General features: G+C 52.5%; 26 protein-coding genes. 11 read left to right on the forward strand and 15 right to left on the reverse strand.

Annotated elements, in window-relative coordinates; genetic code table 11:
- The first annotated feature begins 29 nt into the window (after positions 1-29).
- On the forward strand, positions 30-1,109 hold the full coding sequence (mutY, locus tag ABKW30_RS26240) for an A/G-specific adenine glycosylase (protein ID WP_348601895.1): 1,080 nt from the start codon (positions 30-32) through the stop codon (positions 1,107-1,109).
- Positions 1,106-1,717: an HAD family phosphatase gene (locus ABKW30_RS26245; RefSeq protein WP_348601897.1), complete on the forward strand. Its 612-nt coding sequence runs from the start codon at positions 1,106-1,108 to the stop codon at positions 1,715-1,717. Before mutY ends, ABKW30_RS26245 begins: the two co-directional genes overlap by 4 nt.
- A 91-nt stretch (positions 1,718-1,808) precedes the next feature.
- On the opposite strand, the gene ABKW30_RS26250 is transcribed toward ABKW30_RS26245, so the two are convergent.
- Complete coding sequence (locus tag ABKW30_RS26250; protein ID WP_348601898.1) at positions 1,809-2,942, reverse strand: site-specific DNA-methyltransferase; 1,134 nt, start codon at positions 2,940-2,942, stop codon at positions 1,809-1,811.
- A 208-nt stretch (positions 2,943-3,150) separates the two neighbouring features.
- On the opposite strand from ABKW30_RS26250, the gene ABKW30_RS26255 reads away from it, so the two are divergent.
- Positions 3,151-3,837 (forward strand): HAD family phosphatase, encoded by a 687-nt coding sequence (locus ABKW30_RS26255; RefSeq protein ID WP_348601899.1) that lies wholly within the window; start codon positions 3,151-3,153, stop codon positions 3,835-3,837.
- Between the two features lie 22 nt (positions 3,838-3,859).
- Here the strand turns inward: ABKW30_RS26255 and ABKW30_RS26260 are convergent, their stop codons facing one another.
- The gene (locus ABKW30_RS26260) at positions 3,860-4,465 is read right to left on the reverse strand and encodes a hypothetical protein (RefSeq protein WP_348601900.1); all 606 of its coding nucleotides are present in this window, start codon (positions 4,463-4,465) and stop codon (positions 3,860-3,862) included.
- Positions 4,466-4,606: 141 nt separating this feature from the next.
- On the opposite strand from ABKW30_RS26260, the gene thrC reads away from it, so the two are divergent.
- From thrC to ABKW30_RS26280, 4 genes are all read left to right on the forward strand, one after another.
- Positions 4,607-6,013: a threonine synthase gene (thrC, locus tag ABKW30_RS26265; RefSeq protein ID WP_348601901.1), complete on the forward strand. Its 1,407-nt coding sequence runs from the start codon at positions 4,607-4,609 to the stop codon at positions 6,011-6,013.
- A 101-nt stretch (positions 6,014-6,114) separates the two neighbouring features.
- Positions 6,115-7,410 carry a pitrilysin family protein gene (locus ABKW30_RS26270; RefSeq protein ID WP_348601902.1) on the forward strand — a complete coding sequence of 432 codons (1,296 nt, stop codon included), beginning with the start codon at positions 6,115-6,117 and terminating at the stop codon, positions 7,408-7,410.
- 6 nt (positions 7,411-7,416) lie between these two features.
- Positions 7,417-7,998: a GNAT family protein gene (locus ABKW30_RS26275; RefSeq protein WP_348601904.1), complete on the forward strand. Its 582-nt coding sequence runs from the start codon at positions 7,417-7,419 to the stop codon at positions 7,996-7,998.
- Positions 7,999-8,059: 61 nt separating this feature from the next.
- Positions 8,060-10,918, forward strand: coding sequence for an EAL domain-containing protein (locus tag ABKW30_RS26280; protein WP_348601930.1), 2,859 nt, complete (start codon positions 8,060-8,062; stop codon positions 10,916-10,918).
- Positions 10,919-10,931: 13 nt separating this feature from the next.
- On the opposite strand, the gene ABKW30_RS26285 is transcribed toward ABKW30_RS26280, so the two are convergent.
- A complete protein-coding gene (locus ABKW30_RS26285) occupies positions 10,932-11,534 on the reverse strand; it encodes a YqgE/AlgH family protein (protein ID WP_348601931.1) in 603 nt (200 codons plus the stop codon).
- A gap of 158 nt (positions 11,535-11,692) precedes the next feature.
- On the opposite strand from ABKW30_RS26285, the gene ABKW30_RS26290 reads away from it, so the two are divergent.
- Both ABKW30_RS26290 and ABKW30_RS26295 read left to right on the forward strand, forming a co-directional pair.
- A complete protein-coding gene (locus ABKW30_RS26290; RefSeq protein WP_348601905.1) occupies positions 11,693-12,490 on the forward strand; it encodes a protein-disulfide reductase DsbD domain-containing protein in 798 nt (265 codons plus the stop codon).
- Positions 12,491-12,554: 64 nt separating this feature from the next.
- Positions 12,555-13,040 (forward strand): peroxiredoxin, encoded by a 486-nt coding sequence (locus tag ABKW30_RS26295; RefSeq protein WP_348601906.1) that lies wholly within the window; start codon positions 12,555-12,557, stop codon positions 13,038-13,040.
- A 37-nt stretch (positions 13,041-13,077) separates the two neighbouring features.
- Here ABKW30_RS26295 and rnhA read toward each other — a convergent pair whose 3' ends face one another.
- The 12 genes from rnhA to coxB all read right to left on the reverse strand — a co-directional run bounded on the left by rnhA (position 13,078) and on the right by coxB (position 22,616).
- Positions 13,078-13,518 carry a ribonuclease HI gene (gene rnhA / locus ABKW30_RS26300; RefSeq protein ID WP_348601907.1) on the reverse strand — a complete coding sequence of 147 codons (441 nt, stop codon included), beginning with the start codon at positions 13,516-13,518 and terminating at the stop codon, positions 13,078-13,080.
- Complete coding sequence (locus tag ABKW30_RS26305; RefSeq protein ID WP_348601908.1) at positions 13,515-14,495, reverse strand: homoserine kinase; 981 nt, start codon at positions 14,493-14,495, stop codon at positions 13,515-13,517. Before ABKW30_RS26305 ends, rnhA begins: the two co-directional genes overlap by 4 nt.
- Positions 14,496-14,497: 2 nt before the next feature.
- Positions 14,498-15,499 (reverse strand): 4-hydroxy-3-methylbut-2-enyl diphosphate reductase, encoded by a 1,002-nt coding sequence (gene ispH, locus ABKW30_RS26310; RefSeq protein WP_348601909.1) that lies wholly within the window; start codon positions 15,497-15,499, stop codon positions 14,498-14,500.
- A 46-nt stretch (positions 15,500-15,545) separates the two neighbouring features.
- The gene (locus ABKW30_RS26315; protein ID WP_348601910.1) at positions 15,546-16,334 is read right to left on the reverse strand and encodes an SURF1 family protein; all 789 of its coding nucleotides are present in this window, start codon (positions 16,332-16,334) and stop codon (positions 15,546-15,548) included.
- Positions 16,327-16,722, reverse strand: a complete 396-nt coding sequence (locus ABKW30_RS26320; RefSeq protein ID WP_348601911.1) for a DUF983 domain-containing protein — start codon at positions 16,720-16,722, stop codon at positions 16,327-16,329. Before ABKW30_RS26320 ends, ABKW30_RS26315 begins: the two co-directional genes overlap by 8 nt.
- A 10-nt stretch (positions 16,723-16,732) precedes the next feature.
- A complete protein-coding gene (locus tag ABKW30_RS26325) occupies positions 16,733-17,230 on the reverse strand; it encodes a L,D-transpeptidase family protein (RefSeq protein ID WP_348601912.1) in 498 nt (165 codons plus the stop codon).
- Between the two features lie 86 nt (positions 17,231-17,316).
- Positions 17,317-18,198, reverse strand: a complete 882-nt coding sequence (locus tag ABKW30_RS26330) for a cytochrome c oxidase subunit 3 (protein WP_348601913.1) — start codon at positions 18,196-18,198, stop codon at positions 17,317-17,319.
- A 47-nt stretch (positions 18,199-18,245) separates the two neighbouring features.
- A complete protein-coding gene (locus tag ABKW30_RS26335; protein WP_348601914.1) occupies positions 18,246-18,872 on the reverse strand; it encodes a cytochrome c oxidase assembly protein in 627 nt (208 codons plus the stop codon).
- On the reverse strand, positions 18,872-19,027 hold the full coding sequence (locus ABKW30_RS26340; RefSeq protein ID WP_348601915.1) for a hypothetical protein: 156 nt from the start codon (positions 19,025-19,027) through the stop codon (positions 18,872-18,874). The genes ABKW30_RS26335 and ABKW30_RS26340 overlap by 1 nt, the downstream gene beginning before the upstream one ends.
- A gap of 1 nt (position 19,028) precedes the next feature.
- Positions 19,029-19,973 (reverse strand): heme o synthase, encoded by a 945-nt coding sequence (gene cyoE, locus ABKW30_RS26345; protein ID WP_348601916.1) that lies wholly within the window; start codon positions 19,971-19,973, stop codon positions 19,029-19,031.
- Positions 19,974-20,045: 72 nt separating this feature from the next.
- On the reverse strand, positions 20,046-21,707 hold the full coding sequence (ctaD, locus tag ABKW30_RS26350) for a cytochrome c oxidase subunit I (protein ID WP_348601917.1): 1,662 nt from the start codon (positions 21,705-21,707) through the stop codon (positions 20,046-20,048).
- A gap of 39 nt (positions 21,708-21,746) precedes the next feature.
- Positions 21,747-22,616, reverse strand: coding sequence for a cytochrome c oxidase subunit II (coxB, locus tag ABKW30_RS26355; protein ID WP_348601918.1), 870 nt, complete (start codon positions 22,614-22,616; stop codon positions 21,747-21,749).
- 353 nt (positions 22,617-22,969) lie between these two features.
- Between coxB and ABKW30_RS26360 the strand changes: the two genes are divergently transcribed.
- Positions 22,970-23,488: an invasion associated locus B family protein gene (locus tag ABKW30_RS26360; RefSeq protein ID WP_348601919.1), complete on the forward strand. Its 519-nt coding sequence runs from the start codon at positions 22,970-22,972 to the stop codon at positions 23,486-23,488.
- A gap of 80 nt (positions 23,489-23,568) precedes the next feature.
- Positions 23,569-24,981 (forward strand): metalloprotease TldD, encoded by a 1,413-nt coding sequence (gene tldD, locus ABKW30_RS26365; protein ID WP_348601920.1) that lies wholly within the window; start codon positions 23,569-23,571, stop codon positions 24,979-24,981.
- The last annotated feature ends 194 nt before the right edge of the window (positions 24,982-25,175 follow it).

Below are 25,175 nucleotides of genomic sequence, written 5' to 3' on the forward strand. Positions count from 1 at the left end.
TTTCTACCCTGTAGCGCAGTTTGTGATTGATGCAACAGATAACGACAAAACTAGTAAAATGGTATGACTCCCACCACAGGATTCTACCATGGCGCATTTCCCCGATGGAGCGATTGCGCGGCAAGATTGCCGACCCTTACCGCATCTGGCTGTCTGAGATCATGCTGCAACAGACAACAGTCGAAGCGGTAAAGCCCTATTTCAATGCCTTCATCAAAAAATGGCCAACGGTCTCTAGTCTGGCTGCTGCGAGCCAGGACGACGTTTTGAGGGCATGGGCAGGTTTGGGTTACTATTCGAGAGCAAGAAACCTCAAGAAATGCGCTGATATAGTATCGAACGACTATGACGGGCAGTTTCCAAGCGAAGCGACCGCTCTGAAAGCCTTGCCAGGAATAGGTGACTATACGGCGGCGGCCATTGCTTCCATTGCATTTGATCTGCCTGCAGCCGTGGTGGATGGCAACGTTGAACGCGTTATTACAAGGCTTTATGCGATAACGACGCCGCTTCCTTTAGCGAAACCGGCCATTCGGGCAAAAATGCAGGAGCTTACTCCCAACGAGCGTCCCGGTGATTTTGCGCAAGCAATGATGGACCTTGGAGCCACTATTTGCACGCCGAAGCGGCCAGCCTGCGTCATATGCCCGGTCAATGATAATTGTCAGGCGTTAAGAACAGCAGATCCAGAGCTTTTTCCGGTTAAAGCGCCCAAGAAAGATAAGCCGGTTCGGCTTGGAGCAGCCTTTGTCGCCATTTCGCCCGACAATGAGGTTTATCTTCAGAGCCGGGTGGAAACTGGTCTGCTCGGCGGCATGGCACAGGTGCCAACCACAGCATGGACCGCGCGTCTCGATGGCGAAACTGAAATTGATGCTGCGCCGTTTTCTGGAGCGTGGACACCAACTGGTAGTATCATCCATGTTTTCACGCATTTTGAACTACGGTTACGGGTCTTCATGGCCGCCAACGTTTCCCGACACGACGGTACAGACGGCTGGTGGGTGAAAGTTGAAAATCTTCATGAAGAAGCGTTGCCGACGGTCATGAAAAAGGCCATTGCTGCTGCCATCCCAGACGCATTCGCGAAAAGAAGGAAACCGGAATGACAGCCGTCAAGCATATCGTATTCGACATTGGCATGGTTCTTATCGGCTATGAGCCGGAAGCCGCATTTCGCGAACTTATTCCCGATGCCACTGAACGGAAATGGTTTCTCGAAAATGTTTGCACGAGCGCTTGGAACATCGAGCAGGACCGGGGCAGAAAATGGCCTGATGCAGAGGCGCTGCTCATTGCGGATTACCCTGATCATGAGCGAAATATCCGGGCCTTCAGGCAAAATTGGCACATGATGATCACTCATTCCATTGATGGTAGCGTGGGCATCATGCGCCAGCTGATTGCCGATGGGCACGACGTCACGATGCTCACGAATTTTGCTTCGGACACCTTACGCGAAGCATGGCAACGCTTCCCGTTCCTTACTGAAAGTCGCGGCGTTACCATCTCGGGGGATATCGGCCTCCTAAAGCCAGACAAGGCGATTTATGATCATCATGTCAAAACTTTCGGTGTCGACCCGGCGGCGACATTGTTTATCGACGATAGCCCAAAGAATGTTCTCGGGGCGCAGGCAGCCGGTTGGCAGTCAGTGCAATTCATTGATCCGGATACATTAAAAGCCGATCTGAACAAACTCGGCATCCGGGTGTGATCTCGAGCTACTTTTGAAAACAGAACGCCCGAGGCAAACCCCGGGCGTTGGTGTATCGGAACGGCGCTGGAGGTCACCGCCGATCAGATTGTTAAGCTCCGGCTGAAACCATTCCGTTGCGAACCTGCTTTCGCAATTCGTCGATGGGTTTTAGCGATCCTTCATCCTCATAATGCCAGAACGTCCAGCCGTTGCAGGCGTCAAACCCTTGCACTTTTGCGCCCATACGGTGGATTGAGCCTGCATCGCCACCGGCGGTGACAGTGCCGTCTGCCCTGACGATTGCCGCATAACGACCCCGCGCATCACTCAGAATAGCCCCTGGCTTCAACATGCCCGACTCTACAATGCTGCCGAAAGCCACGCGTGGCTCTGAGCGCTTGCTTGTCATCACTGTCAGTTCGGCACCTGCCAGCGGCTCCACGGAAGCAATCCGAGCCGTCGCAGCATCAATATACTTCTGCTCACGCTCGATCCCGACAAAGTGCCGTCCGAGGCGTTTTGCGACAGCGCCGGTTGTTCCCGAACCAAAGAAGGGATCGAGAATGATATCCCCTGGTTTCGAGGAGGCCATGAGTATCCGGGCAAGCAGGGCTTCCGGTTTCTGTGTCGGGTGAATTTTGTCGCCATTCTCATCTTTAAGACGCTCTCCCCCTGTGCAAATCGGGAAAAGCCAGTCTGACCGCATTTGCAGATCGTCGTTGGCTGCCTTCATCGCCTCGTAATTGAACGTATAGCCCTTGCCCTTCTGATCGCGCGATGCCCAGATCATGGTTTCATGGGCGTTCTGGAAACGGCGTCCACGAAAATTGGGCATGGGATTGTTTTTGCGCCAGACAATATCGTTGAGCATCCAGAATCCGAGATCCTGCATGCTGGCGCCAACACGGAAAATGTTATGATAAGAGCCAATGACCCAGATTGTGCCGTTTGGCTTCAGAACACGCCGACAGGCCAGCAGCCAGGCTCTGGTGAAGGCATCGTATGCTTGAAAGCTTTCGAACTGATCCCAATGATCATCAACAGCATCAACCTTCGATTGGTCGGGCCGATGCAAATCACCTTCAAGCTGCAGATTATAGGGCGGATCGGCAAAGATCACGTCGATGGAATGGTCGGGTAGCCGGTTGAGGGCGGCGACGCAATCGCCTTTGAGAATCGTATCAAGCCAGGAAGCTTGCGGTGCGGAGTGGGGAAGTTCATTCACGCGACGGACAACAGACATGGGATACTCGATTACTGGAGACGCTTTACTGATCCTTATGGTTACCGCGTAGGGTAAATATCGCGTTAAGAGGGACCAAGTGAGTACCCTATCCATGAGCTTTTCTTTGACGCATCGCCGATAAGCGTGTAGTCGATGCCCGTAATCCCCCCAATTGACCCGAGGCGTGCATTGTTTGCCGCACACTATTCCGGACAGGTATAATCCAATGGAACCCCAGCTTATAATCTTCGACTGCGATGGCGTGCTCGTCGATTCAGAATTCCTTGCTGCTGAAGTTGAATCACAACTGCTTACACAATCTGGTTATCCGATTGATCCCGAGACAATCGCTGAACGTTTTGCGGGCCTCACATGGACCGATATCCTGTTACAGGTCGAAAAAGAGTCCGGCATTCCGATCTCCGCATCCTTGATTGAAGAATCTGCCCGCCAGATGGACTACAAACTGCGTAATGAGCTTAATGTAATCGAGGGTGCAGAACAAATTATCGCCGGGCTGAAATATCCAAAATGTATCGCATCGAACTCCATCAGTTCTTCGCTTAAAATGATGCTCGAGCAAAGCACGTTGTATGGATTGTTCGCTCCGCATATCTTTTCTGCGCGCGAAGTAGGGACCCAGAAACCAAAGCCTGCACCCGACGTCTACCTCTTTGCAGCCAAGCAGTTCAACGTGAATCCGGCGAATGCCATCGTGATAGAAGACTCGACCCATGGTGTACACGCAGCCCACACCGCAGGCATGCGCGTGATCGGCTTTACCGGCGGCTCACACACATATCCGGGTCACGCGGACAAATTGACAGATGCAGGAGCCGAAACGGTCATCAGCCGCTACAAGGATTTGCCAGCCACTATCGAAGCAATGTCGATTTGGTCGGAAGCAGTTTAACTAAAAAGAAGAAGCCGGCTTTTTACTTCTTTCTGGATTTCTTAGGCGCATCGCCCGATTCATCGAAGCCAATGAAGACTTGAACGTTCTGAGCTGACGGTTTTGGGAACGAGACATTCGCATCATTAAAAACGAACTGCGTTGCGGCGCTACCGTCGCTCGCAGGCACGGCCTGATTATGCAGCTTGGAGTAGAGCACCTCAGTCCCCTGTATCACCGCTACTCGGATCGGTACATTGACTGTGTTGGGCGCAAATTTTGGCCCAGGGACGACCTTACCAGCAATGGCAACATTCATTGTCATGTTTCCATCGACGGTTTTACAGGATCGCGTTTCATTGGAAATCGAAGCTTGGTAAACCAGATTATCAGGAGTTTTATCGGCTGAGCCATAACGTGTGATAACCGACGTGCCCTCTCGAATCGTAACCTGTGGGCAGAAGGCCAATAGTTCCGAAGCTTTTATACGTTCTTGAGCCTGAGCCAGTTCCTGGGCTTTTGGACTGTTCGGATCTTCTACATTGGTGCCTGAGGTAGAACAGGCACTCAGTCCCACAGCAAAGACCAAAGCACAAATAGGGGCGTAAAGTTGATAGAAGGGCTTGGAATTATGTGTTTCTGACTTCATGAACTGAACTTTCCTCGAAGAACGAAGCTTGACGAACCGACATGTTCTATACCAACGGTAAGCAAATAATGCGACGGGCATCATCGGCTTTTTTAATGGAACAACGTCGGCACTCTTAGATAAGGTACACAAGGCAAAAATATGAAATACATCAGTACCCGTGGCGAAGCTCCCAAACTTGGCTTTTCTGACGCGCTTCTGGCCGGCCTTGCACGTGATGGAGGGCTCTATCTTCCAGAGCATTTTCCACAGTTTTCCGCCGATGAGCTTCGTTCGCTCCGAGGTAAAACCTATGCCGAGGTCGCGATTTATGTGCTGACACCCTTTATCGAGGGTGACATCGATCAAGCTGACTTCGAGCGTATGGTGCACGAAGCATATCAGACATTCCGCCACGATGCGGTCTGCCCTCTTGTCCAAACGGCACATAATGAATTCGTCCTTGAGCTTTTTCACGGGCCGACGTTGGCGTTCAAGGATGTGGCGATGCAGCTGCTGGCCCGATTGATGGATTACATCCTTACTCAGCGCAATGAGCGAGCCACTATCGTTGGAGCAACCTCGGGCGACACAGGCGGTGCAGCCATCGAGGCTTTCGCGAATCGTGACAGGACTGATATTTTCATCATGTTCCCACACAACCGGGTATCGCAAGTGCAGCAGCGTCAGATGACGACCTCTGCAGCGTCCAATGTTCACGCTTTGGCGATTGAAGGTAATTTTGACGACTGCCAATCTCTGGTTAAAGGCATGTTCAACAATCTGAATTTCCGCGACGCTCTATCACTGTCAGGGGTAAACTCGATCAACTGGGCTCGCATCATGCCCCAGATCGTCTATTATTTCACTTCGGCACTCTCGCTTGGCAGTCCCGATCGCAAGATATCCTTCACGGTTCCTACCGGTAATTTTGGCGATATTTTCGCGGGTTATGTTGCCAAGCGTATGGGCCTGCCAATCGACAGGCTGATCATTGCGACAAATGATAATGATATTCTGACCCGGACTGTTGAGACGGGAAATTACGAAACGCGCGGCGTTTTTCACACAACCTCGCCTTCAATGGACATTCAGGTATCGTCCAATTTCGAACGGTTGCTGTTTGAAGCACATGACCGGGACGCTGAAGCTGTCCGGCGATTGATGGACAGCTTGAAACAATCCGGCGGGTTCGTCATCTGTGACACCGCCCTCAACAAGATACGTGATGAGTTCGATGCTGGCCGTTCCACAGCAACCGAAACCGCGGAAACAATCGGGCAAGTGCTGAAATCGACGGGTTATCTTCTGGACCCGCATTCAGCCATTGGCCTGAAGGTTGCCCGCGACAAAGTTCGAGCGGATCAACAGAGCGTCGTTCTTGCGACAGCGCATCCAGCAAAATTTCCCGATGCTGTGGAGGCTGCCAGCGGTGTGAATCCGGGGCTTCCGGCGTGGCTCGGCGATCTGATGGAGCGAAAAGAACAGTACACGGTACTTCCCAATGACCTGAAAAATGTGGAAGAGTATATTAGCCGACATTCGCGTGCGTCGTCCCAAAAGCCTTGAATGGCTTGAACGGTTGACGGACAAATAAAAAGTACTGATGCGTCCTGTGTGCTTCCAGTCCGGATGTGCAACGCAACAGGGCGGCAAGTGAGGAGCATTGTATGGGCGTTGAAATCAGTCGCCTCTCCAACGGTTTGACGATTGCGACAGAGACAATGCCGCATGTGGAGAGTGTAGCGCTTGGCATCTGGGTAAAAGCAGGGTCGAGAAGTGAGGCGAAGAACCAGCATGGCATGGCTCATCTCCTCGAACATATGGCATTCAAAGGGACTGAAAACCGCTCTGCCTGGAAAATCGCTGCTGACATCGAAGATGTTGGCGGTGAGATAAACGCTGCTACCAGCGTCGAAACAACATCTTACTATGCGCGTGTTTTACGCGATGACATGCCGCTGGCCATCGACATCCTGACGGATATCATGACGAGTTCCAAGTTCGATGCTGATGAACTGGAGCGAGAAAAAAATGTCATCATGCAGGAAATCGGTGCGGCTCATGACACGCCCGACGATGTTGTTTTTGATCGCTTTACCGAGGCCGCCTTTCAAAATCAGACTCTCGGTCGGACCATTCTCGGAACGCCTGAAACCGTTCAATCGTTCTCCTCGGCCGATCTGCGTCGTTATATGGACGAGCAGTACAGCGCCGAGCGCATGGTGGTGGTTGCGGCAGGTGGTGTAAAACACGACGAATTTGTGCGTGAGGTTGAAAAACGCCTCGGTTCGTTCCGGGCAAAATCCACAGCACCGGAAGCTGATCCCGCGCACTATGTCGGTGGTGATTTCCGTGAAGAGCGCGAATTGATGGACGCTCAAGTCGTCATGGGTTTTGAAGGCCGCGCCTATCATGTGCGCGACTTCTACGCATCTCAATTATTGTCGATGGTGCTTGGCGGCGGCATGTCTTCCCGGCTCTTCCAGGAGGTGCGGGAAAAACGTGGCTTGTGCTATTCCGTCTACGCATTTCACTGGGGCTTTTCGGATACGGGCATTTTCGGCATCCACGCCGCAACCGGCCGGAACCATTTAAAAAAGCTGGTGCCGGTCATTATCAACGAACTGCATGAATCCGCACGCAACATCTCTCAAGAAGAGTTGAACCGGGCCAGGGCACAATACCGGGCCAGTTTGCTCATGTCGCACGAAAGTGCCGCCAGCAGAGCAGGACAAATCGCACGTCAGATTATGCTCTATGGTGAAGCCGTGTCGACGGAAGAGCTTGTGGAACGTCTGTCTAAAATAACGATTGAACGCTTGACCGATCTGGCGGGCCGACTATTTCTCGATACGACACCAACAATCGCCGCTGTCGGGCCAGTGGGATCATTGATGAAATTTGATGATGTTCGTAGCGGCTTGACTTCCGTCACTGCAAGCCCGCGAAAAATCGCTGTCTAAGGTGCGATGATCGCCCTGCCCTTCCTGAAAACTGCCGCTCCGCCCCTGCAGGGCGAGCGGCTGTATTTACGACCACCCCAGCTTTCAGACTATAAGGCTTGGGCGACACTGCGCGCTCAGAGCCGCGATTTTCTGGTACCGTGGGAGCCACTCTGGGCTCTGGATGATTTGGAGCGAAGCGCATTTCGCCACAGGATCAGACATTATGACGAGGAAGCCGCTGCAGGGACGGCGTATCCGTTTTTTCTGTTTCGTAATAACGACTCGCGACTAGTTGGTGGAATTACCCTTGGAAACATTCGCCGTGGTGTCGGGCAGAATGGTATGATCGGTTATTGGGTCGGCCAACCATTTGCCGGACAAGGTTATATGTATGAGGCTCTTCGGCTGGTTATACCCTATGCTTTTACGAAGCTAAGGTTGCACCGACTGGAAGCGGCCTGTATTCCAAGCAATGAAAGATCTATCCGGCTTCTCGAAAAAGCCGGATTTCAGAGGGAAGGACTATTACGCTCCTACCTCAAAATTAATGGTATGTGGCAAAACCATTTGCTCTTCTCGCTTGTTGAAGACGATCGGTGGCGGTAACCAAGCAAAGGTAATATCAGTGACTTTATTGACCGGACATATGCTGAAAAGCTTGTTGCGCATGTGTGTCCTTATCGTTTCGCTGTTGTCGCTTCACGCGACTGCCCAAGCATTCGAGACCATCAAGATCACCAAGGAAAGCACTGCGCTCGACCTTTCCAAGGCTGTGGAAGTATACAGCAATCAGGGTGAGACCTTTCAGGTTTCCACCGCTCCCGGCACCGATGGTATTGTGCGCCGTATTGAGGTTCCTGCCAATGACAAGCGCGCGACTGGGGATTGGGCTGCCTTCGCTCTTGCAAACCCAACTGATGAACAGATTGACCGCCTGATCGTTGCGCCGCACTTCCGGCTCGTTGGCTCGGGTTTTATCTGGCCCGATCTGGGTTCAACCCGCATTACCTCGATCACACCAAGTGAAGGTTTTGCGCTTGACCGGCAAGCCAGCGAAGATGCCGATATATTCCTGATCACTCTCAATCCGGGTTCCGTAATAACCCTCGTTGCCGAGCTGGCGTCTCCCAACCTGCCTCAGGTGTATGTATGGGAGCCAAATGCCTACAAGGATACAGTCAATTCCTATACACTCTATCGTGGTATCCTGCTTGGCATCGCGGGTTTGCTCGCCTTGTTTCTCACCATTCTTTTTGTGGTCAAAGGCACGTCCCTCTTCCCTGCTACGGCAGCTTTGGCGTGGGCCGTTTTGGCCTATATCTGCGTGGATTTCGGGTTCTGGAACAAACTCATTGAAATAACACCCGGCAATGAGCAAGTTTGGCGCGCGGGTACCGAGGTTGCGCTTGCTGCAACTTTGGTGATTTTTCTTTTTACCTATCTCAATCTCAATCGATGGCATGACAACTTTAGCTATGGTGCACTTACCTGGATTTTGGGTCTGGCTATCGTCTCGGGTGTCGCCATTTTTGATCCACCAATTGCCGCCGGCATTGCCCGCTTTTCGTTCGCATTGACCATCATTTCCGGGACATTGCTAATCGGGTTTTTCTCTTTCCGGAGCTATGACCGGGCGATCATGCTGATACCGACATGGATGCTGCTATTGGTCTGGCTGCTCGGCAGTTGGCTGACTGTTTCCGGCCTGTTATCCAACGATATTATCCAACCGGCCCTAGCTGGAGGGCTGGTCCTGATTGTGCTGCTCATCGGCTTTACCGTCATGCAACATGCATTCTCCGGCGGGGCACTGCAACAGGGACTTTTCTCGGACGTCGAGCGACAAGCCCTCGCCATTATCGGTTCCGGCGATATAGTCTGGGATTGGGACGTTCCAAGGGATCGCGTTGTGACTACCCCGGACCTCACCAACTTCCTTGGCGCGTCTGCCAGTTCGCTACATGGCGCTGTCCGCAATTGGCTGCCGACGCTGCATGCTGACGACCGCGACCGCTTCCGTACAACGCTTGATGTTATTCTCGAAAACCGGCGCGGGCGTATTTCCCAGACCTTCCGCTTGCGCGCCAATGACGGCCATTATTACTGGTATTCCTTGAAAGCGCGGCCAGTTATCGGCTCTGATGGAGAGATCGTACGTTGTGTCGGCACGCTTATTGACGTGACCGAGCAGAAAAAGGCGGAAGAACGTCTGTTGCATGATGCGGTCCACGACAACCTCACGGGCCTGCCCAATCGCGAACTATTCCTTGATCGCCTGGGTTCTGTCATCACCATGGCGCAGACCGAAAGCAAACTGCGTCCGACGATTTTCATCATCGACATAGACCGTTTCAAGCAGGTCAATGACGGTCTCGGCATGTCTGCTGGCGATACATTCCTGCTGACCATATCGCGGCGTCTGCATCGGCTATTACGCCCGCAGGACACATTGAGCCGTCTCTCCGCAGATCAATTCGGTCTTATCCTTGTGTCGGAAAGCGAACCTGCAAAAATCGCGGCCTTTGCCGAGGCGATCAAACAGGCAATCCGCGCACCTATAGCATTTTCGAAACGTGAGATTGTGCTGACTGCCTCGCTTGGTTTGATTACCTGGACAAGCGGCAGTTCTGCGTCTCCTGAGGATCTGGTCAAAGACGCCGAACTGGCTATGTATCAGGCTAAACGTTTTGGTGGCGACCGCATCGAGCCATTCCGTCCTGCTTTCCGGGCCGTTGGCAGTGACCGGCTCCAACTGGAATCCGATTTGCGCCGAGCGCTTGAGCGCCGCGAAATTCATATGGCATACCAGCCCATCATACGCCTTGAAGACAATAGCATTGCTGGCTTTGAAGCGCTTATGCGATGGGATCACCCGCGTCGTGGCTCTATACCGCCATCGGAATTCATACCAATTGCGGAGAGTTCCGGCCTGATTGTTCAGCTTGGTTTGTTTGCCATGCAGCGTGCCGCAGATGATCTGGTAAATTGGCAGCGTAATCTCGGTGCGACACCATTATTCGTGTCGGTGAATATTTCCAGCAGCCAATTAATCCGGCAGGATTTGATTGACGATGTGCGTTCTGTTCTGGTGCAAACACAGATCAACCCCGCCAGCCTGAAATTGGAACTAACGGAATCTCTTATGATGGAGAACCCCGAGCGTTCGGCCTACGTGCTGTCAAGCATCAAGGCGATGGGCGTCGGCGTTTCTCTCGATGACTTTGGAACAGGATATTCTTCTCTATCCTATCTGACCTCATTCCCTTTCGACATGATCAAAATCGACCGATCGTTCCTGAAAGCGGATCAACCGCAAAAGGTAACACTGCTGCGCTCGATGATCAGCATGGCGCATGACTTGGGGTTGTCAGTTGTCACAGAAGGTATCGAGAACGAAAGCGATGCTTTGCAACTGCGCCAGATGGGATGTGAATTTGCCCAGAGCTTTATGTTCAGCCCGCCGCTGACATTGGACGTGGCAACCAAGTTGCTCCGGGACCAATTCCAGCAGTCAAAGGCATCTTGAATGATTAAGTAGGCTAAGCATGGCCTGCCACAGTTGCCAGCCTTGATGGGTCAACGCCCATATGGCTGAGAATTCGATCGTATTTGCGATCCATATCAGTATCGAATAGTAATTCCTGAGGAGCATGGCACGTCAGCCAGCCATTATTTGCTATCTCAGTTTCCAGCTGACCGGATGCCCAACCTGAGTACCCAAGTGTCATGAGGGCTTTGCGCGGTCCTCGCCCTCCAGAGATCGCCCTGAGAATATCGATGGTTCCGGTCAAACAAATTTCCTCAGCGACAGGCATCGTCGAATCCGTAAGATAATCATCCGAATGCAGCACGAAACCGCGCCTCATTTCGACAGGACCTCCGCTGCGTACGAGAAAATCTCGCGTCCTATCCGGCATTACGATAGCTTGTTCCTCGTCGAGCACACCGAGTTGAACCAGAATGTCGGCAAATTCCATTTCCTGAGAGCGATTTATAATTAGCCCCATCGCACCTTTTTCGGAATGAGCGCATACGTAAATTACAGAGCGTGCAAAACGGCTATCATCCATTCCCGGCATTGCGAGAAGGAACTGTCCATTCAGAAATCCTGTATTCTTACTGGCGTCTCTGAAAATCTCCATGGCAATAAAGGTATCAAGGAATTCACAAATGACAACGGGCATGGATAACGAATTGTAACCATCCGTATAATTCACTGCTCTCGGAAAGCTCACGCAGAAATGATGGCTTATGGCTCCAGCCTTCTTGCCCACGTCCCTGAGGGCTGTAATGGTTAGATATGAAGATCAAACTGTTTATTTTTCTGATTGCTCTGGCCACTGCCTTTCAGGCGCATGCGGGAAGCTCCGAATGGACGAAAACACCCGGAGGCAGTGTTCGTCTGGTTATCGATAATCCGTTGCCACAAGCAACCGAGGTGCGCGGCGTCATTCAGATAAACCTTGATCCGGGCTGGAAAACCTATTGGCGCGAACCCGGGGATGCAGGCGTGCCACCTGAATTGAGTATCTCCGGCAGCACAAATGTCAAAAATGCTACACTTGCCTTTCCGGCACCACACCGCTTTGACGATGGAGGTACGCATTGGGCTGGTTACAAAAAACCGGTTTCTTTACCAGTCACGCTGACTTTGGCAGCGCCTAACCAGCCGGCCCGCCTGAAGGGACATGCGTTCCTCGGTATATGCGAGACAATTTGCATCCCCGTTACGGCCGAGTTCGATATCCCCATCGATAACACACAATCCGACAGTCTTTCGAAAACACTTGTAAGTACTGCGTTTGAACAGTTGCCTTCCAGCGCCAGTGCGAGCTTTGGAGCCACATTGGCCACCAAGACTGACGATGAAATTAAACTTGCAGTCAATTTGCCGTCGAACGATCCTGATATTGATGTATTTGCCGCTGGTAATGGATCTGTAGTCTATGGAATGGCCAAGCTGGAAAAGCGTGACCCTAAACGCGCTGTTTTCTCCATACCTATTGCCTCTGGAAAGCACGAGAAATCGATGGTGCTGAATTACACATTGGTTCAGGGTAAACAGGCGGTCTCAGGAACGATTGACGTCCGCGAATAACTCGTAAAAACATGGCAGCGGTACTATGTCTGCTGTGTTGCAATTTTCCCCAGGGAGCTAATTCATGACGATTAAAGTGGGCGAGCGTTTGCCCGACGCAAAATTTAAAACCAAATCCGATGACGGTGTCAGTGAAGTCAGCTCCGAGGCGCTGTTCAAAGGCAAAAGAGTAGTGCTGTTTGCTGTACCCGGGGCGTTCACTCCGACCTGCAGCATGAACCACCTGCCGGGCTATCTGGAAAACCGTGACGCCATTCTCGCCAAAGGCGTGGATTCCATTGTGGTTGTTGCCGTCAACGATCCACATGTCATGGGCGCGTGGGCCAAGGCCACCAATGGCGAGGGCAAAATCCAATATCTTTCTGATGGCAATGCCACCTTTACGAAGGATGTTGGTTTGGACATCGATCTTGGCGCAGGCAATATGGGCGTGCGCTCCAAGCGTTATTCCATGCTGGTTGAAGACGGTGTAGTGAAGCAACTCAATATCGAAGAATCGCCGGGTCAGGCAATTACTTCCAGCGCTGCGACAATTCTCGAACAAATCTGATAAGTCCGGCAAGGATCGAAACCCTCGTCCTTGCCGACTACTTGCGCTTATAGGGTGCCATACCAGCGCGGGCCAATTCATCGGCCCGCTCATTTTCCGGATGGCCTGCATGACCTTTCACCCAGTGCCAGACAACCTTATGGCGCTTGCGCGCCTCATCCAACGCTTGCCAAAGTTCGGCGTTCTTTACGGGCTTTTTCGCTGCCGTTTTCCAGCCATTTCTTTTCCAGCCCTCGATCCAGCCGGAAATGCCGTCTCGGACATAGACTGAATCGGTATAGACATCGACTTGGCAAGGCTCTTTCAATGCATTCAATGCCGCGATCGCGGCCATCAGCTCCATGCGATTATTAGTGGTATCCGCCTCGCCACCAGAAAGCTCTTTTTCATTGCCGTTCCAGCGAAGGACAGCACCCCACCCCCCGGGGCCTGGGTTGCCTGAGCATGCGCCGTCGGTAAAAGCTTGAATCTCTTTCACGTTTTTTGCCCCTCAAGTACCAGCCCATACTCATCGGAAGATATGATCTGCCTATGAAAGCGCATGCGGCGTAAATACTCGAGCGGATCTTTTTTGACCACGAAACTGCCTTCGGGCGTGTTAAGCCAGTCATAAAGCCTCGTGAGCATAAAACGCAGTGCTGAACCACGAGCCAGAACAGGTAGACTTGCAGCCTCTTCCTCTGACAATGGCCGGACAGAGTTATAGCCGCGTAGTAACGCTGTACCCTTCGTCAAATTGAACGAGTTATCTTTCTCGAAGCACCAGGCATTCAGGCAAACCGCAACGTCGTACGCCAGAATATCCGTGCAGGCGAAATAGAAGTCGATGATTCCGGACAGCTTGCTGCCAAGGAAAAAGACATTATCGGGAAACATATCCGCGTGAATGACGCCAGAAGGAAGGTGTGACGGCCAGTTCTTTTCAAGAAAAGACAATTCCTCCTCGGTTTCTTTCACAAGCCCCGCCTCTACGCGGTCCGCGTCGGCTCTTGAGTTATTCCATAAAGGCCGCCAGCCATCCACTGACAGCGAGTTCTTGCGGTTTAAGGGGAAATCCTCGCCTGCAAGGTGCATGTGTGCCAGCGCCTCTCCAAGAGCAGCACAATGCTGCACCGTTGGCCTGCGCATCCACATGCCTTCGAGAAAAGTTACAATGGCCGCCGGACGACCCGCAAGTTCCCCAATATTCGAGCCCGACTTCTGTACAACGGGCAGAGGACAGCTGATGCCTTTGCCTGCAAGATGCTCCATAAGACCTAGAAAGAAAGGCAAATCGTTACTATCGACCCGCTTCTCATAGAGTGTGAGAATGAAGGCGGCCTTGCTTGTGTGCAGGAGATAGTTCGAGTTTTCGACACCTTCGGCAATGCCCTTATAGGAAAGTAATTCCCCGATGTCGTAATTTTTCAGAAACTGTGCGAGATCGACTTCATTAATATCAGTATAGACAGCCATGGTCAGTGGGTTCCATTGACGAAAGCCATGTCGTGGCTTGTCAGTTCTACATCCCGCAGATCGCGCATAACATGGAAATTCTCTGTTTCAACAGTCGTCTCGGCCAACTCAATCGAAACCGAATACCGCTCTGAAAACGATTGGATGATCTCATCGACAATGATCTCCGGTGCGGAGGCCCCGGCTGAAAGACCAACCGTTGTAATTTCGCCAACACCGCTCCAGTCAATATCGGATGCGCGCTGAACCAGAAGCGATTGTCTGGCGCCAGCGCGTTCCGCAACCTCAACCAACCGCTTGGAATTGGAGGAATTCGGCGCACCAACAATTAAAAACAGATCACAGCCGGGTGCCGCAGCTTTGACGGCATCCTGACGATTGGTCGTCGCATAGCAAATGGACTCGGCCGCCGGTGCAGTGAGTGCCGGGAAGCGCTCTTGCAAGGTTGCCAATATACCGGCTGTATCATCCACAGACAGGGTAGTCTGTGTCACGAAACCAAGATTTTCTGGGTCCGAAGGCACATAGCTCGCGGCATCTTCGATGGTTTCGATGAGCGTTACAGCCCCTTCCGGTAACTGTCCCATAGTACCGATTACTTCCGGATGACCTGAGTGCCCCACCAGAACCACATGACGTCCAAGGCGTTGATGGCGCATCGCCTGTTTATGTACCTTGGAGACAAGGGGGCATGTTGCGTCAAGGTAAAACAGGTTCTTGTTTTCAGCGTCTGCGGGAACCGATTTCGGCACCCCGTGCGCTGAGAAGACGACGGGTTGATCGCGATGTTCCGCAGGAATTTCATCCAACTCTTCAACAAACACCGCGCCTCGTGCCTGCAACCCTTCGACCACATAACGGTTGTGAACAATCTCATGACGAACATACACGGGAGCGCCATACTTCTTCAATGCCAGTATAACGATCTGGATTGCCCTATCCACTCCCGCGCAGAAACCGCGCGGTCCGCAAAGGCGGATTGTCAATGGAGCTTTGTCGGTCATCGTCATATCTCGGCTAGAATTATGTCTTCTTGGAATTGGGCGGCATTCAGCGCGAAGTCAACCCCGAACCTTTAGATTGATCCGTCTCATCCGGCTTTGGATGAGTACGCCGCCAGACCGATATGCCTGCTATAGCCAGCAGAGTTGCGGCGAGCCCATACCACGTGACCGCATATTGCAAATGGCTATTTGGCAAATCGATAATTGTCACTCCACCGACAGGCAGTCCACTCGGATTTGGCGTTTTGTCCGCATCGATAAAGAAAGGCACAAGTTTGTCTTGCGGCACACCAGACTGAGCCGCCATTACCGGCAAATCCTTCCAGTAATATATATTGGCCTTCAGATCGTTGTCCGGAACGAGGGACGAGGGTTTGGCGGCAAGGGGATTACGCGCCAAGCCGTTTATCGTCACGGGCCCCTGTGCGCTCTGGCCACGGCTAGCCGGTTCTTTCTTGTCATAAGGTACGAAACCGCGATTGATGAACACGACCCGGCCGTCCTCCAGCCGTAGCGGTGCGTAGATATAAAAACCTGACATACCTTGGTATGTTGCCAAGTAATGACGTTCCTGCCCATCAATGAACTGGCCAGCTACCTTGATCGTCCGATAGTCAACATCGTGTTTTTCTGCCCATAGGCTCTCGATTTCGCTAAGTGAAGCGGGCGTCGCATGGGTCCTTTGTTCGATTTCTGCGAGCAGATTTTCTTTCCATTGCAGACGCTCCACCTGCCAGGTCCCCAGACCAATGAGAATGGCAAAGACAATGGAGCCGAGAATCAGCGTGATCCACGGGAAGCGCCGACGCTCCACAATGTCTGAACTGCTATTCATTTGATGACGGAAGATCCAGTTGGCCCTCTGCGGCCTTATGTTTGTATTGAAGGGCGATCAATACGCCCTTCATCCAGCGGAGTGCCGTCAAGCACAATAACAGCGCCAGAGGTATCCACAAAAGGAAGTGCACCCAGAGGGGTGGATCAACATTGACTTCCATCCACAGTGCCAATCCGACAACGATAAAGCCAATGAGCAGCATGACAAGAACTGCCGGGCCATCGCCGGAATCAATGAACGAATAGTCCAGACCGCAGCTATTGCAGCGCTTGGCTGGAGTGATGAAACCATCGAACAATTTCCCCTGCCCGCAACGAGGGCATTTGGCCTTCACTCCCGCGGCAAATGGGTCGACGGGCGGATAAAGGGCGGAGTCTTCGTTCATCGTAAATCACTCAAGGATAAATTTCGATTGGCGTTCCATCTTGGACGAGAGTCCAGATTTCATCCATCTCGGGATTAGTGACCGCTATGCACCCATCTGTCCAGTCGATAAGTTGAAGCACCCAACCCCACCAACCATAACCATTAACCGCTCCGTGAATCATGATCGCACCGCCGGGCGATACTCCCATGGACTTGGCGGCAGCCTTGTCCTGAGCATTCGGATAAGAAATATGGATGGATTTGTGAGCCATGCTCTTCGGATTACGCCAGTCGAGGATGTAACGGCCTTCCGGCGTACGCTCGTCGCCTTCCCATCGCTTGTGCCCTACTGGTCGAGCGCCAAGAGCAATCTTATACTCTTTGACTACGGTACTTCCGGATAAAAGCTGCATCTTGCGCAACGATTTTTCCACCCGCACCAAATCAACCGTTGCACCCCCATAAGCAAATGTTGCCCACATTGTTATGAGGCAAATAATCAGCAGTGACAGATTTCTACGAACCATGGCAAACCCATGCCGCAGCATTGCGCCAAAATAAAGAGAGCGGCCGCATTGCTGCGACCGCTCTCTTTATTGTTGAACTTGCCAGTTTAGTGGCCGGCGGCGATCGGCGCACCCCACGATGCCCAGACGTAGATCGTGAAGAAAAGGAACAGCCAGACTACGTCGACGAAATGCCAATACCAGGCAGCGGCCTCAAAACCGAAATGCTTGTCTGGCGTGAAGTCACCACGGACCGAACGAAGCAGGCAAATCGCCAAAAAGATCGTTCCGATGATAACGTGGAAGCCGTGGAAACCCGTCGCCATAAAGAATGTTGCACCATAGATCGAATCTTTGAATGCAAACGGCGCATGGATGTATTCATATGCCTGAACAAACGAGAAGAGAACGCCCAGCACAACTGTGAGCGAGAGTCCCGTTATCAAGCCTTTGCGGTCATTGTGGATCAATGCATGGTGCGCCCAGGTAACAGTTGTCCCCGACAGCAGAAGGATGACGGTGTTGTAGAGCGGTAAATGCAAAGGATCGAGAACTTCAAGTCCCTTGGGAGGCCAAACACCACCGGTAAAGGTTGTGCGTGCAACCTGTTCGACTTCGCCTGGATATAGGCTCACATCAAAGAATGCCCAGAACCATGCAGCAAAGAACATCACTTCCGATGCGATGAACATGATCATGCCGTAACGAAGATGCAGCGACACAACGCGGGTGTGATGTCCCTGCTTGCCTTCCTTGATCGTATCCGACCACCAGCCATACATCGTGTAAAGCACGATGACCAAGCCTATGGCGAACAGCCAAGGAGTTGTCAGATTGGCCTTGAACAGGATGAACTCGCCACCCTTGTTGTATTGCATGAAGCCAATACCGCCAATGGCAAGGATGAATGCGCCGACCGAGGCAAGGAACGGCCAGGGGCTCGGATCGATAATATGATAATCGTGGTTCTTTTGGTGCGCTTCGGCCATGTTAACCCCCGCAAGGTCTCTTTATTGCACTAGACATCGACATCTCTTCAGAGCTGTCCCGATGTCGTTGTCTTGTTCACCTCTGCGCTGGCCGCAACGGGCGCAGGCATTGGTATCGGAAAGAATGTGTAGGATAGCGTAATCGTATTTACGCCCTTGAGTTCGGGAGCATTTACAATCTCCGGATCAACGAAAAACACGACCGGCATTTCAAGATCTTCGCCGGGCTTCAAAACAGTGTCGGTGAAACAAAAACACTCGACTTTGTTGAAATAAGCACCAGCAGCCATCGGTGTCACGTTGAACAGCGCGCGTCCCGAGGTCGGCTGTGACGTGATGTTTCTGGCTTCATATTTAATTAGTTTTGTTTCGCCGATTTTCATCGTTACATCGCGCTGCATGGGCCTGAAGTCCCATGGCAGACCACCTGATGTATTGGCATCGAAACGCACGGTAATTGTCTTGTCGAGGATTGTATCCGACATTTGCTCGACGCGTTGTGTTGTACCGCCATAGCCCGTCACCTGACAGAACATTGCGTAAAGCGGCACCGCCGCGAAAGCCATACCTACCATGCCAAAGAAGAATGCGAGGCAGGAGATAGCGATCGTCCGGTCGGAAACCTTACGCTTTGTCACCGACGCCGGTGCGCCATGATCAGTCTCAATGCTCATCACATAGGCCTATTCAATATGTTGGCACCGAGTTTAGCCCATGTACCGACATAGACAATAATGACAAAAGCAGCGAGCGCCAGCGCCAGCGCCAGCGAACGGCTGCGGCGTGCCCGTTTTTGCTTGTCACTTAGAGTTACGCGATCCTCGCTCATTTCACACACCCAAAACCAGTAGTGCTTTACGCACGAGTATCTCACCAAGCAGAACGGCATAAAGGCTGAAGAGATAAAAGATGGAAAATGCGAACATCTTCTTGGCGGGCCTGATCATTGCCTCACCGACTTCGGAACGCCAGACTGTCCAGGCCGAGTACAAAAATGCAAAACCCATGACGATGGAGAACACCCCATAAACAGGTCCGGCAAAGCCCATGATCCAAGGAAGTATGGCCACAGGTGCTACCAAAATCGTGTAAAGCCAGATCTGGAATTTCGTTGATGCCTCGCCCATGACATTCGGCATCATCGGAATTTTCGCCTTCTCATAATCGTCGGACATGAACAGCGACAACGCCCAAAAGTGAGGTGGTGTCCATAGGAAGATGATCAGGAAAAGAACAATACTTTCCATGCTGACCGAACCGGTCACAGCGGCCCAGCCGATCATGGGCGGGAACGCCCCTGCTGCACCACCGATAACAATGTTCTGCGGTGTCGAGCGCTTCAGCCACATCGTATAAACGACTGCGTAGAAGAAAATCGTGAAAGCCAGCAAAAAGGCTGAAAGTAAATTGACGAACAGGCCGATTGTCAGAACAGAGAAAATTGACAGCAGTAGGCCAAAGGTCAGCGCTTCATCACGTGACAACCGACCGGCGGGAATGGGTCGTTTGGCCGTACGCTTCATGACTGCATCAATATCGGCATCATACCACATATTGAGAGCACCGGACGCACCGGCTCCAACGGCGATACAAAGGATCGCAATCGCGGCAATAACCGGATTGATGTGACCAGGTGCCGCCATCAAACCAACAAAGCCTGTAAACACGACGAGCGACATTACACGCGGTTTGAGGAGCGCAATATAATCTGATGCACTGGCTTCCGAGAGGCCAATGTTTGCATCCAGTGTTGCGTGTTTCTCAATCAGTGACATGCGCTCAATCTTGAAGTATCGGATTTATTCAGGAGATAACCGGGCTGTTTTGCAGCCCGGTTATTGTGATCATTACTTGATGCGTGGGAGCTGTTCCCACTGGTGGAATGGCGGAGGCGATGAAAGCTGCCATTCGAGTGTCGTTGCACCTACGCCCCACGGATTAGCCCCTGCTTCACGCTTCTTGGCAAATGCCTCGAACACACCGAAGAGGAAGATCAGAACCGCAACACCGGAAATATACGATCCGATGGACGATACTTCGTTCCAGCCCTGGAAAGCATCCGGATAGTCGATATAGCGACGTGGCATACCTGCAAGTCCAAGGAAGTGCTGCGGGAAGAACACCAGGTTAACACCGACGAACATAACCCAGAAGTGTGTATGGGCAATCGTGTGGTTGTACATGTAACCGGTCATCTTCGGGAACCAGTAGTACCAGCCAGCGAAGATACCAAACACAGCGCCCAACGACAGAACGTAGTGGAAGTGAGCGACGACGTAGTAAGTGTCATGCATTGCGCGATCGAGACCGGCATTGGCCAACTGAACACCTGTAACACCGCCAACGGTGAACAGGAAGATAAAGCCAATCGCCCAGACCATTGGAGGTTTAAACTCAATCGAACCGCCCCACATCGTAGCAATCCACGAGAAGATCTTTACGCCTGTCGGTACCGCGATAACCATCGTCGCGAAGACGAAGTAACGCTGTGTGTCGAGCGAAAGACCGACTGTGTACATGTGATGCGCCCAGACGATAAAGCCGACCACGCCGATGGCAACCATCGCGTAAGCCATGCCCAGATAGCCGAAGATTGGCTTTCTGGAGAAGGTCGAAACGATGTGACTGACAATGCCGAAGGCTGGCAAAATCATGATGTACACTTCCGGATGACCAAAGAACCAGAACAGATGCTGGAACAGGATCGGATCACCGCCACCTTCAGGCGAGAAGAATGTCGTACCGAAGTTGCGGTCGGTCAGAAGCATGGTGATACCACCGGCAAGCACTGGCAGCGCCAATAGCAGCAGGAAGGCGGTGATCAATACAGACCATGCAAACAGCGGCATCTTGTGCAAGGTCATGCCCGGCGCACGCATGTTGAAGATGGTTGTGATGAAGTTGATCGCACCGAGAATGGACGAAGCACCGGCAATGTGGAGCGAGAGGATTGCAAAATCCATTGCCGGCCCAGGCTGACCGGTCGTCGAAAGCGGCGGATAAATGGTCCAGCCGCCGCCTGTTCCGTAACCACCTGCAGGACCCTGAACGAAGAGCGACAAAATGAGGAGAAGCAAAGCTGGCGGGAGCAGCCAGAAAGAGATGTTGTTCATGCGGGGAAACGCCATATCTGGCGCACCGATCATGATTGGCACCATCCAGTTTGCGAAACCACCGATCAGCGCGGGCATAACCATGAAGAAGATCATGATAAGACCGTGAGCCGTCGTGAACACAAGGAACATGTGCTTACCGGCATCGATAGCTGCATCCCCCTCGAAACCGTAGACCATGGCAGCAAGACCATGGAAAATCTGAATGCCGGGCTCTTGAAGCTCCGCACGCATGGCTATCGAAAGCGTGCCGCCAATGATGCCCGCGATGATCGCGAAAATCAGATAAAGCGTTCCGATATCCTTGTGGTTGGTCGAATTGACCCAACGCGTCCAACCACGAGGTTTGTGGTCGTGATGTTCGTCGTGGGCTTCGTGAGCAGCTGAACCTGCCATGAGATAGCTCCCGTTCCTCAAATGCAAAGCGCAGCCAGCTTAGTTGCCAGCCACATTGATATTCTTGCCACCATCGACTGATGCGGCGAGTGTTTTATAGGCCCCCGGCAGGTCGCTGCCAGCCGCTGCGTACCACGCATTGTACTGCTGCTCGGACACCACGCGGATTGCGATCGGCATGAAAGCATGATCCTTGCCGCAGATTTCCGAGCACTGACCGTAATAGAGGCCTTCTTTGTCTGCCTTGAACCAGGTTTCGTTCATACGGCCAGGTACGGCGTCGATCTTCACACCGAATGCAGGCATCGCAAAAGCGTGAATAACATCAGCGCCGGTAGCAAGGATGCGAACGGTTGTGTTGACCGGAACGATCATTTCATTGTCCACAGCCAGAAGGCGCGGATACGCCTTGATGTCTTCCTTACCGGCATCAGCGCGGTCAGTATCCTTGAGAATCAGCGAGTCAAACGAGAGAGGCGTCTCGCTGGCTTGATACTCATAGCCCCAATACCACTGATATCCGGTTGCCTTGATTGTGAGCTTGGGATCTTCAGGTGAATATTGCGCAGTCAAAAGCTGGAAGGAGGGAATAGCGAGGAAGAGAAGAATCACTACCGGGCCGACAGTCCAGACGATTTCCACAGCCGTATTATGGCTGGTCTTCGATGGGACAGGATTGGCACTGGCGCGATAACGAAACATCACCCAGCCAAGCAATGCCATCACGAAAAGCGTGATTGGAACAATGAACCACAGCGTATAGCGCTCGAACCAGATGATCTGCTCCATGATACCGGATGCAGCTGGCTGGAATGTCATTTGCCATGGCTCAGGCTGAGCCGCGAAGGCCGTACCGGCACTCAGGAAGCTACCCAGGATACCGGTCAGCTTGACAATATTCTTCTTCACCTAGAGATCTCCCGAATGAAGCATTAGTTCCATACGTTAATGCCGGACGTTCGAGGTCCGGTCGCATGTCGCGTTCAAACCACACATTAGCCTACATCGCAAGGAAGGCGAACGTGATCTCATGCGGCATTTTTGCGCGCAGCTTGTCATGTAAAAGCGCAGACCTATGAAAGTTGCGATTTTTTAAGGTTAGCCCGCCATTTTCCGGCATAAGTATAAAGCAAGCCCACAATGCAGCCATTTTTGCACTACAACACAACAAAGGCTGCCATACCTTGGGGAGTGTTCGTGCAGCATTCTTTTCATCCGGTTCCGGGCGGTCTAACGTCTGGATGATTCGTTTTGGAGCCACCATGTCCATTTTAGCCCTACGTAATATAGCTGCCGGTATTTTTGCCCTATCATTGACTGCCTTCTCTGGCAGCGCTTTCACTGCGCCGCAAAGCGGAACTGTCAAGTCCACCCACGGTGCATGGTCTATCCTTTGCGATACACCGGCAGGTGCGAAATCAGAACAGTGCGCGCTTATCCAGAACGTTGTGGCAGCTGACCGCCCTGAAATGGGCCTTTCCGTAGTGGTCCTGAAAACTGCAGATAACAAAGCAAAGATCTTGCGCGTTCTTGCTCCACTTGGCGTACTCCTTCCGAATGGCCTTGGCCTGAATGTCGATGGCAAGGACATTGGCCGCGCCTATTTCGTACGCTGCTTCGAGGATGGCTGCTACGCTGAGGTTATTCTGGAAGAACAGCTCGTACAGACGCTCAAGACTGGCAAAGCTGCGACCTTCATCGTGTTCCAGACACCTGAGGAAGGCATCGGTATTCCGGTAGAACTCAATGGCTTCGGCGAAGGCTTTGACGCCCTTCCCTGACCTTTCCGCAAGATTGCGGTTGTCGTGCGCGACCTGAAGGCTTACATCCGGTGCACTTTAACGAAACCGGACCGGATACAATGAAAAGCCTTATCGACAGTTTCGATGCGCCGCGTGAAAAAATTCTGGATACCGTCAAGCAGACCCTGAAGAGTGCTGACGATGGTGAGCTTTTCATCGAGTATCGCGAGTCGGAAGGCCTTGTCTTTGACAATGGCCGGTTGAAGAACGGCTCGTTCAATCAGGACCAGGGTTTTGGATTGCGGGCCGTGGCTGGCGATGCAGTCGGTTATGCACATGCGGGCGAACTATCGCTCGGCGCACTGAAACGCGCCGCGGATGCAACCTCGGCGGTCACGACCGGTCATGCCGGAGCCTATACGGCCGCACCTCCCGGAACCAATAGCAGTCTCTACAGCGATGAAAATCCGCTTGGATCGCCGGGCTTCGAAGCCAAGGTTAAACTCCTGCAGGAGATCGACGCTTATCTGCGTGCGAAGGACCCTAAGGTACGACAGGTTTCCGTATCGCTCGCAGGTTCATGGCAGCAGGTCGAGATTTTGCGGGCGGATGGTCATTTCGTTCGTGATATACGCCCGATGGTACGGCTCAACGTTTCCGTAGTGGTTGGCAATGGCGATCGGCAGGAGAGCGGCTCATACGGCGCGGGCGGGCGCAAGGGATTTGGCGATTTCATTGCTACCGATAAATGGCAACACGCTGCAGACGAAGCCTTGCGGCAGGCACTTGTCAATTTAGAAGCCATCCCCGCCCCTGCGGGAACATTTGACATTGTTCTTTCCAGCGGTTGGCCGGGCGTGATGCTGCACGAAGCCGTAGGCCACGGTCTTGAAGGTGATTTCAACCGGAAGAAAACCTCTGCCTTTGCTGGTCTGCTTGGCCAGCGAGTGGCATCCAAAGGTGTCACGGTGGTCGATGATGGGACAATCTCGGAACGTCGCGGCTCACTTACTGTAGACGATGAAGGAATGCCGACCAACAAGACCGTGCTGATCGATGACGGTATTCTGGTCGGTTACATGCAGGACCGCCAGAATGCACGACTGATGGGTATGCAACCGACAGGCAATGGACGGCGCGAATCATACGCCCATGCTCCGATGCCCCGCATGACCAATACTTACATGCTTGGCGGCGATAAAACGCCCGAAGAGATTATCGCATCGGTCAAAAAAGGCATCTACGCCGTTTCATTTGGTGGCGGACAGGTTGATATCACGTCCGGCAAGTTCGTCTTCGGCTGTACCGAGGCCTACATGATTGAGAATGGCAAGATCGGTGCGCCTGTAAAGGGAGCAATGCTCATCGGCAATGGTCCCGATGCAATGCAGCGAATCTCGATGATCGGTAATGATCTGCAATTAGACACCGGCATCGGCAATTGCGGCAAAGGCGGCCAATGGGTGCCTGTTGGTGTTGGCCAGCCGCATTTGCGCATGGACCAGATGACCGTTGGTGGAACCTCGGTTTAAACCTCACTTCTGATTTTCAAAGAACCCGGTCGTGGTGATCCCTTGCCACGCCCGCTTTTGCGTCTGACTGTTGATGGGTGGGGAAAGACGGGCGGTCATCGAAGCGCGTCTTGGTAGATAAATTATGCGATCCGAGGACCGCCCGTCCGGCGATTTTGTCATCTGCCCGTTCCGCTTGGGGGGCTCCGGCTGCA

It is taken from the genome of Phyllobacterium sp. SB3, from assembly GCF_040009165.1.
In the GTDB taxonomy this organism is placed as follows: Bacteria; Pseudomonadota; Alphaproteobacteria; order Rhizobiales; family Rhizobiaceae; genus Phyllobacterium.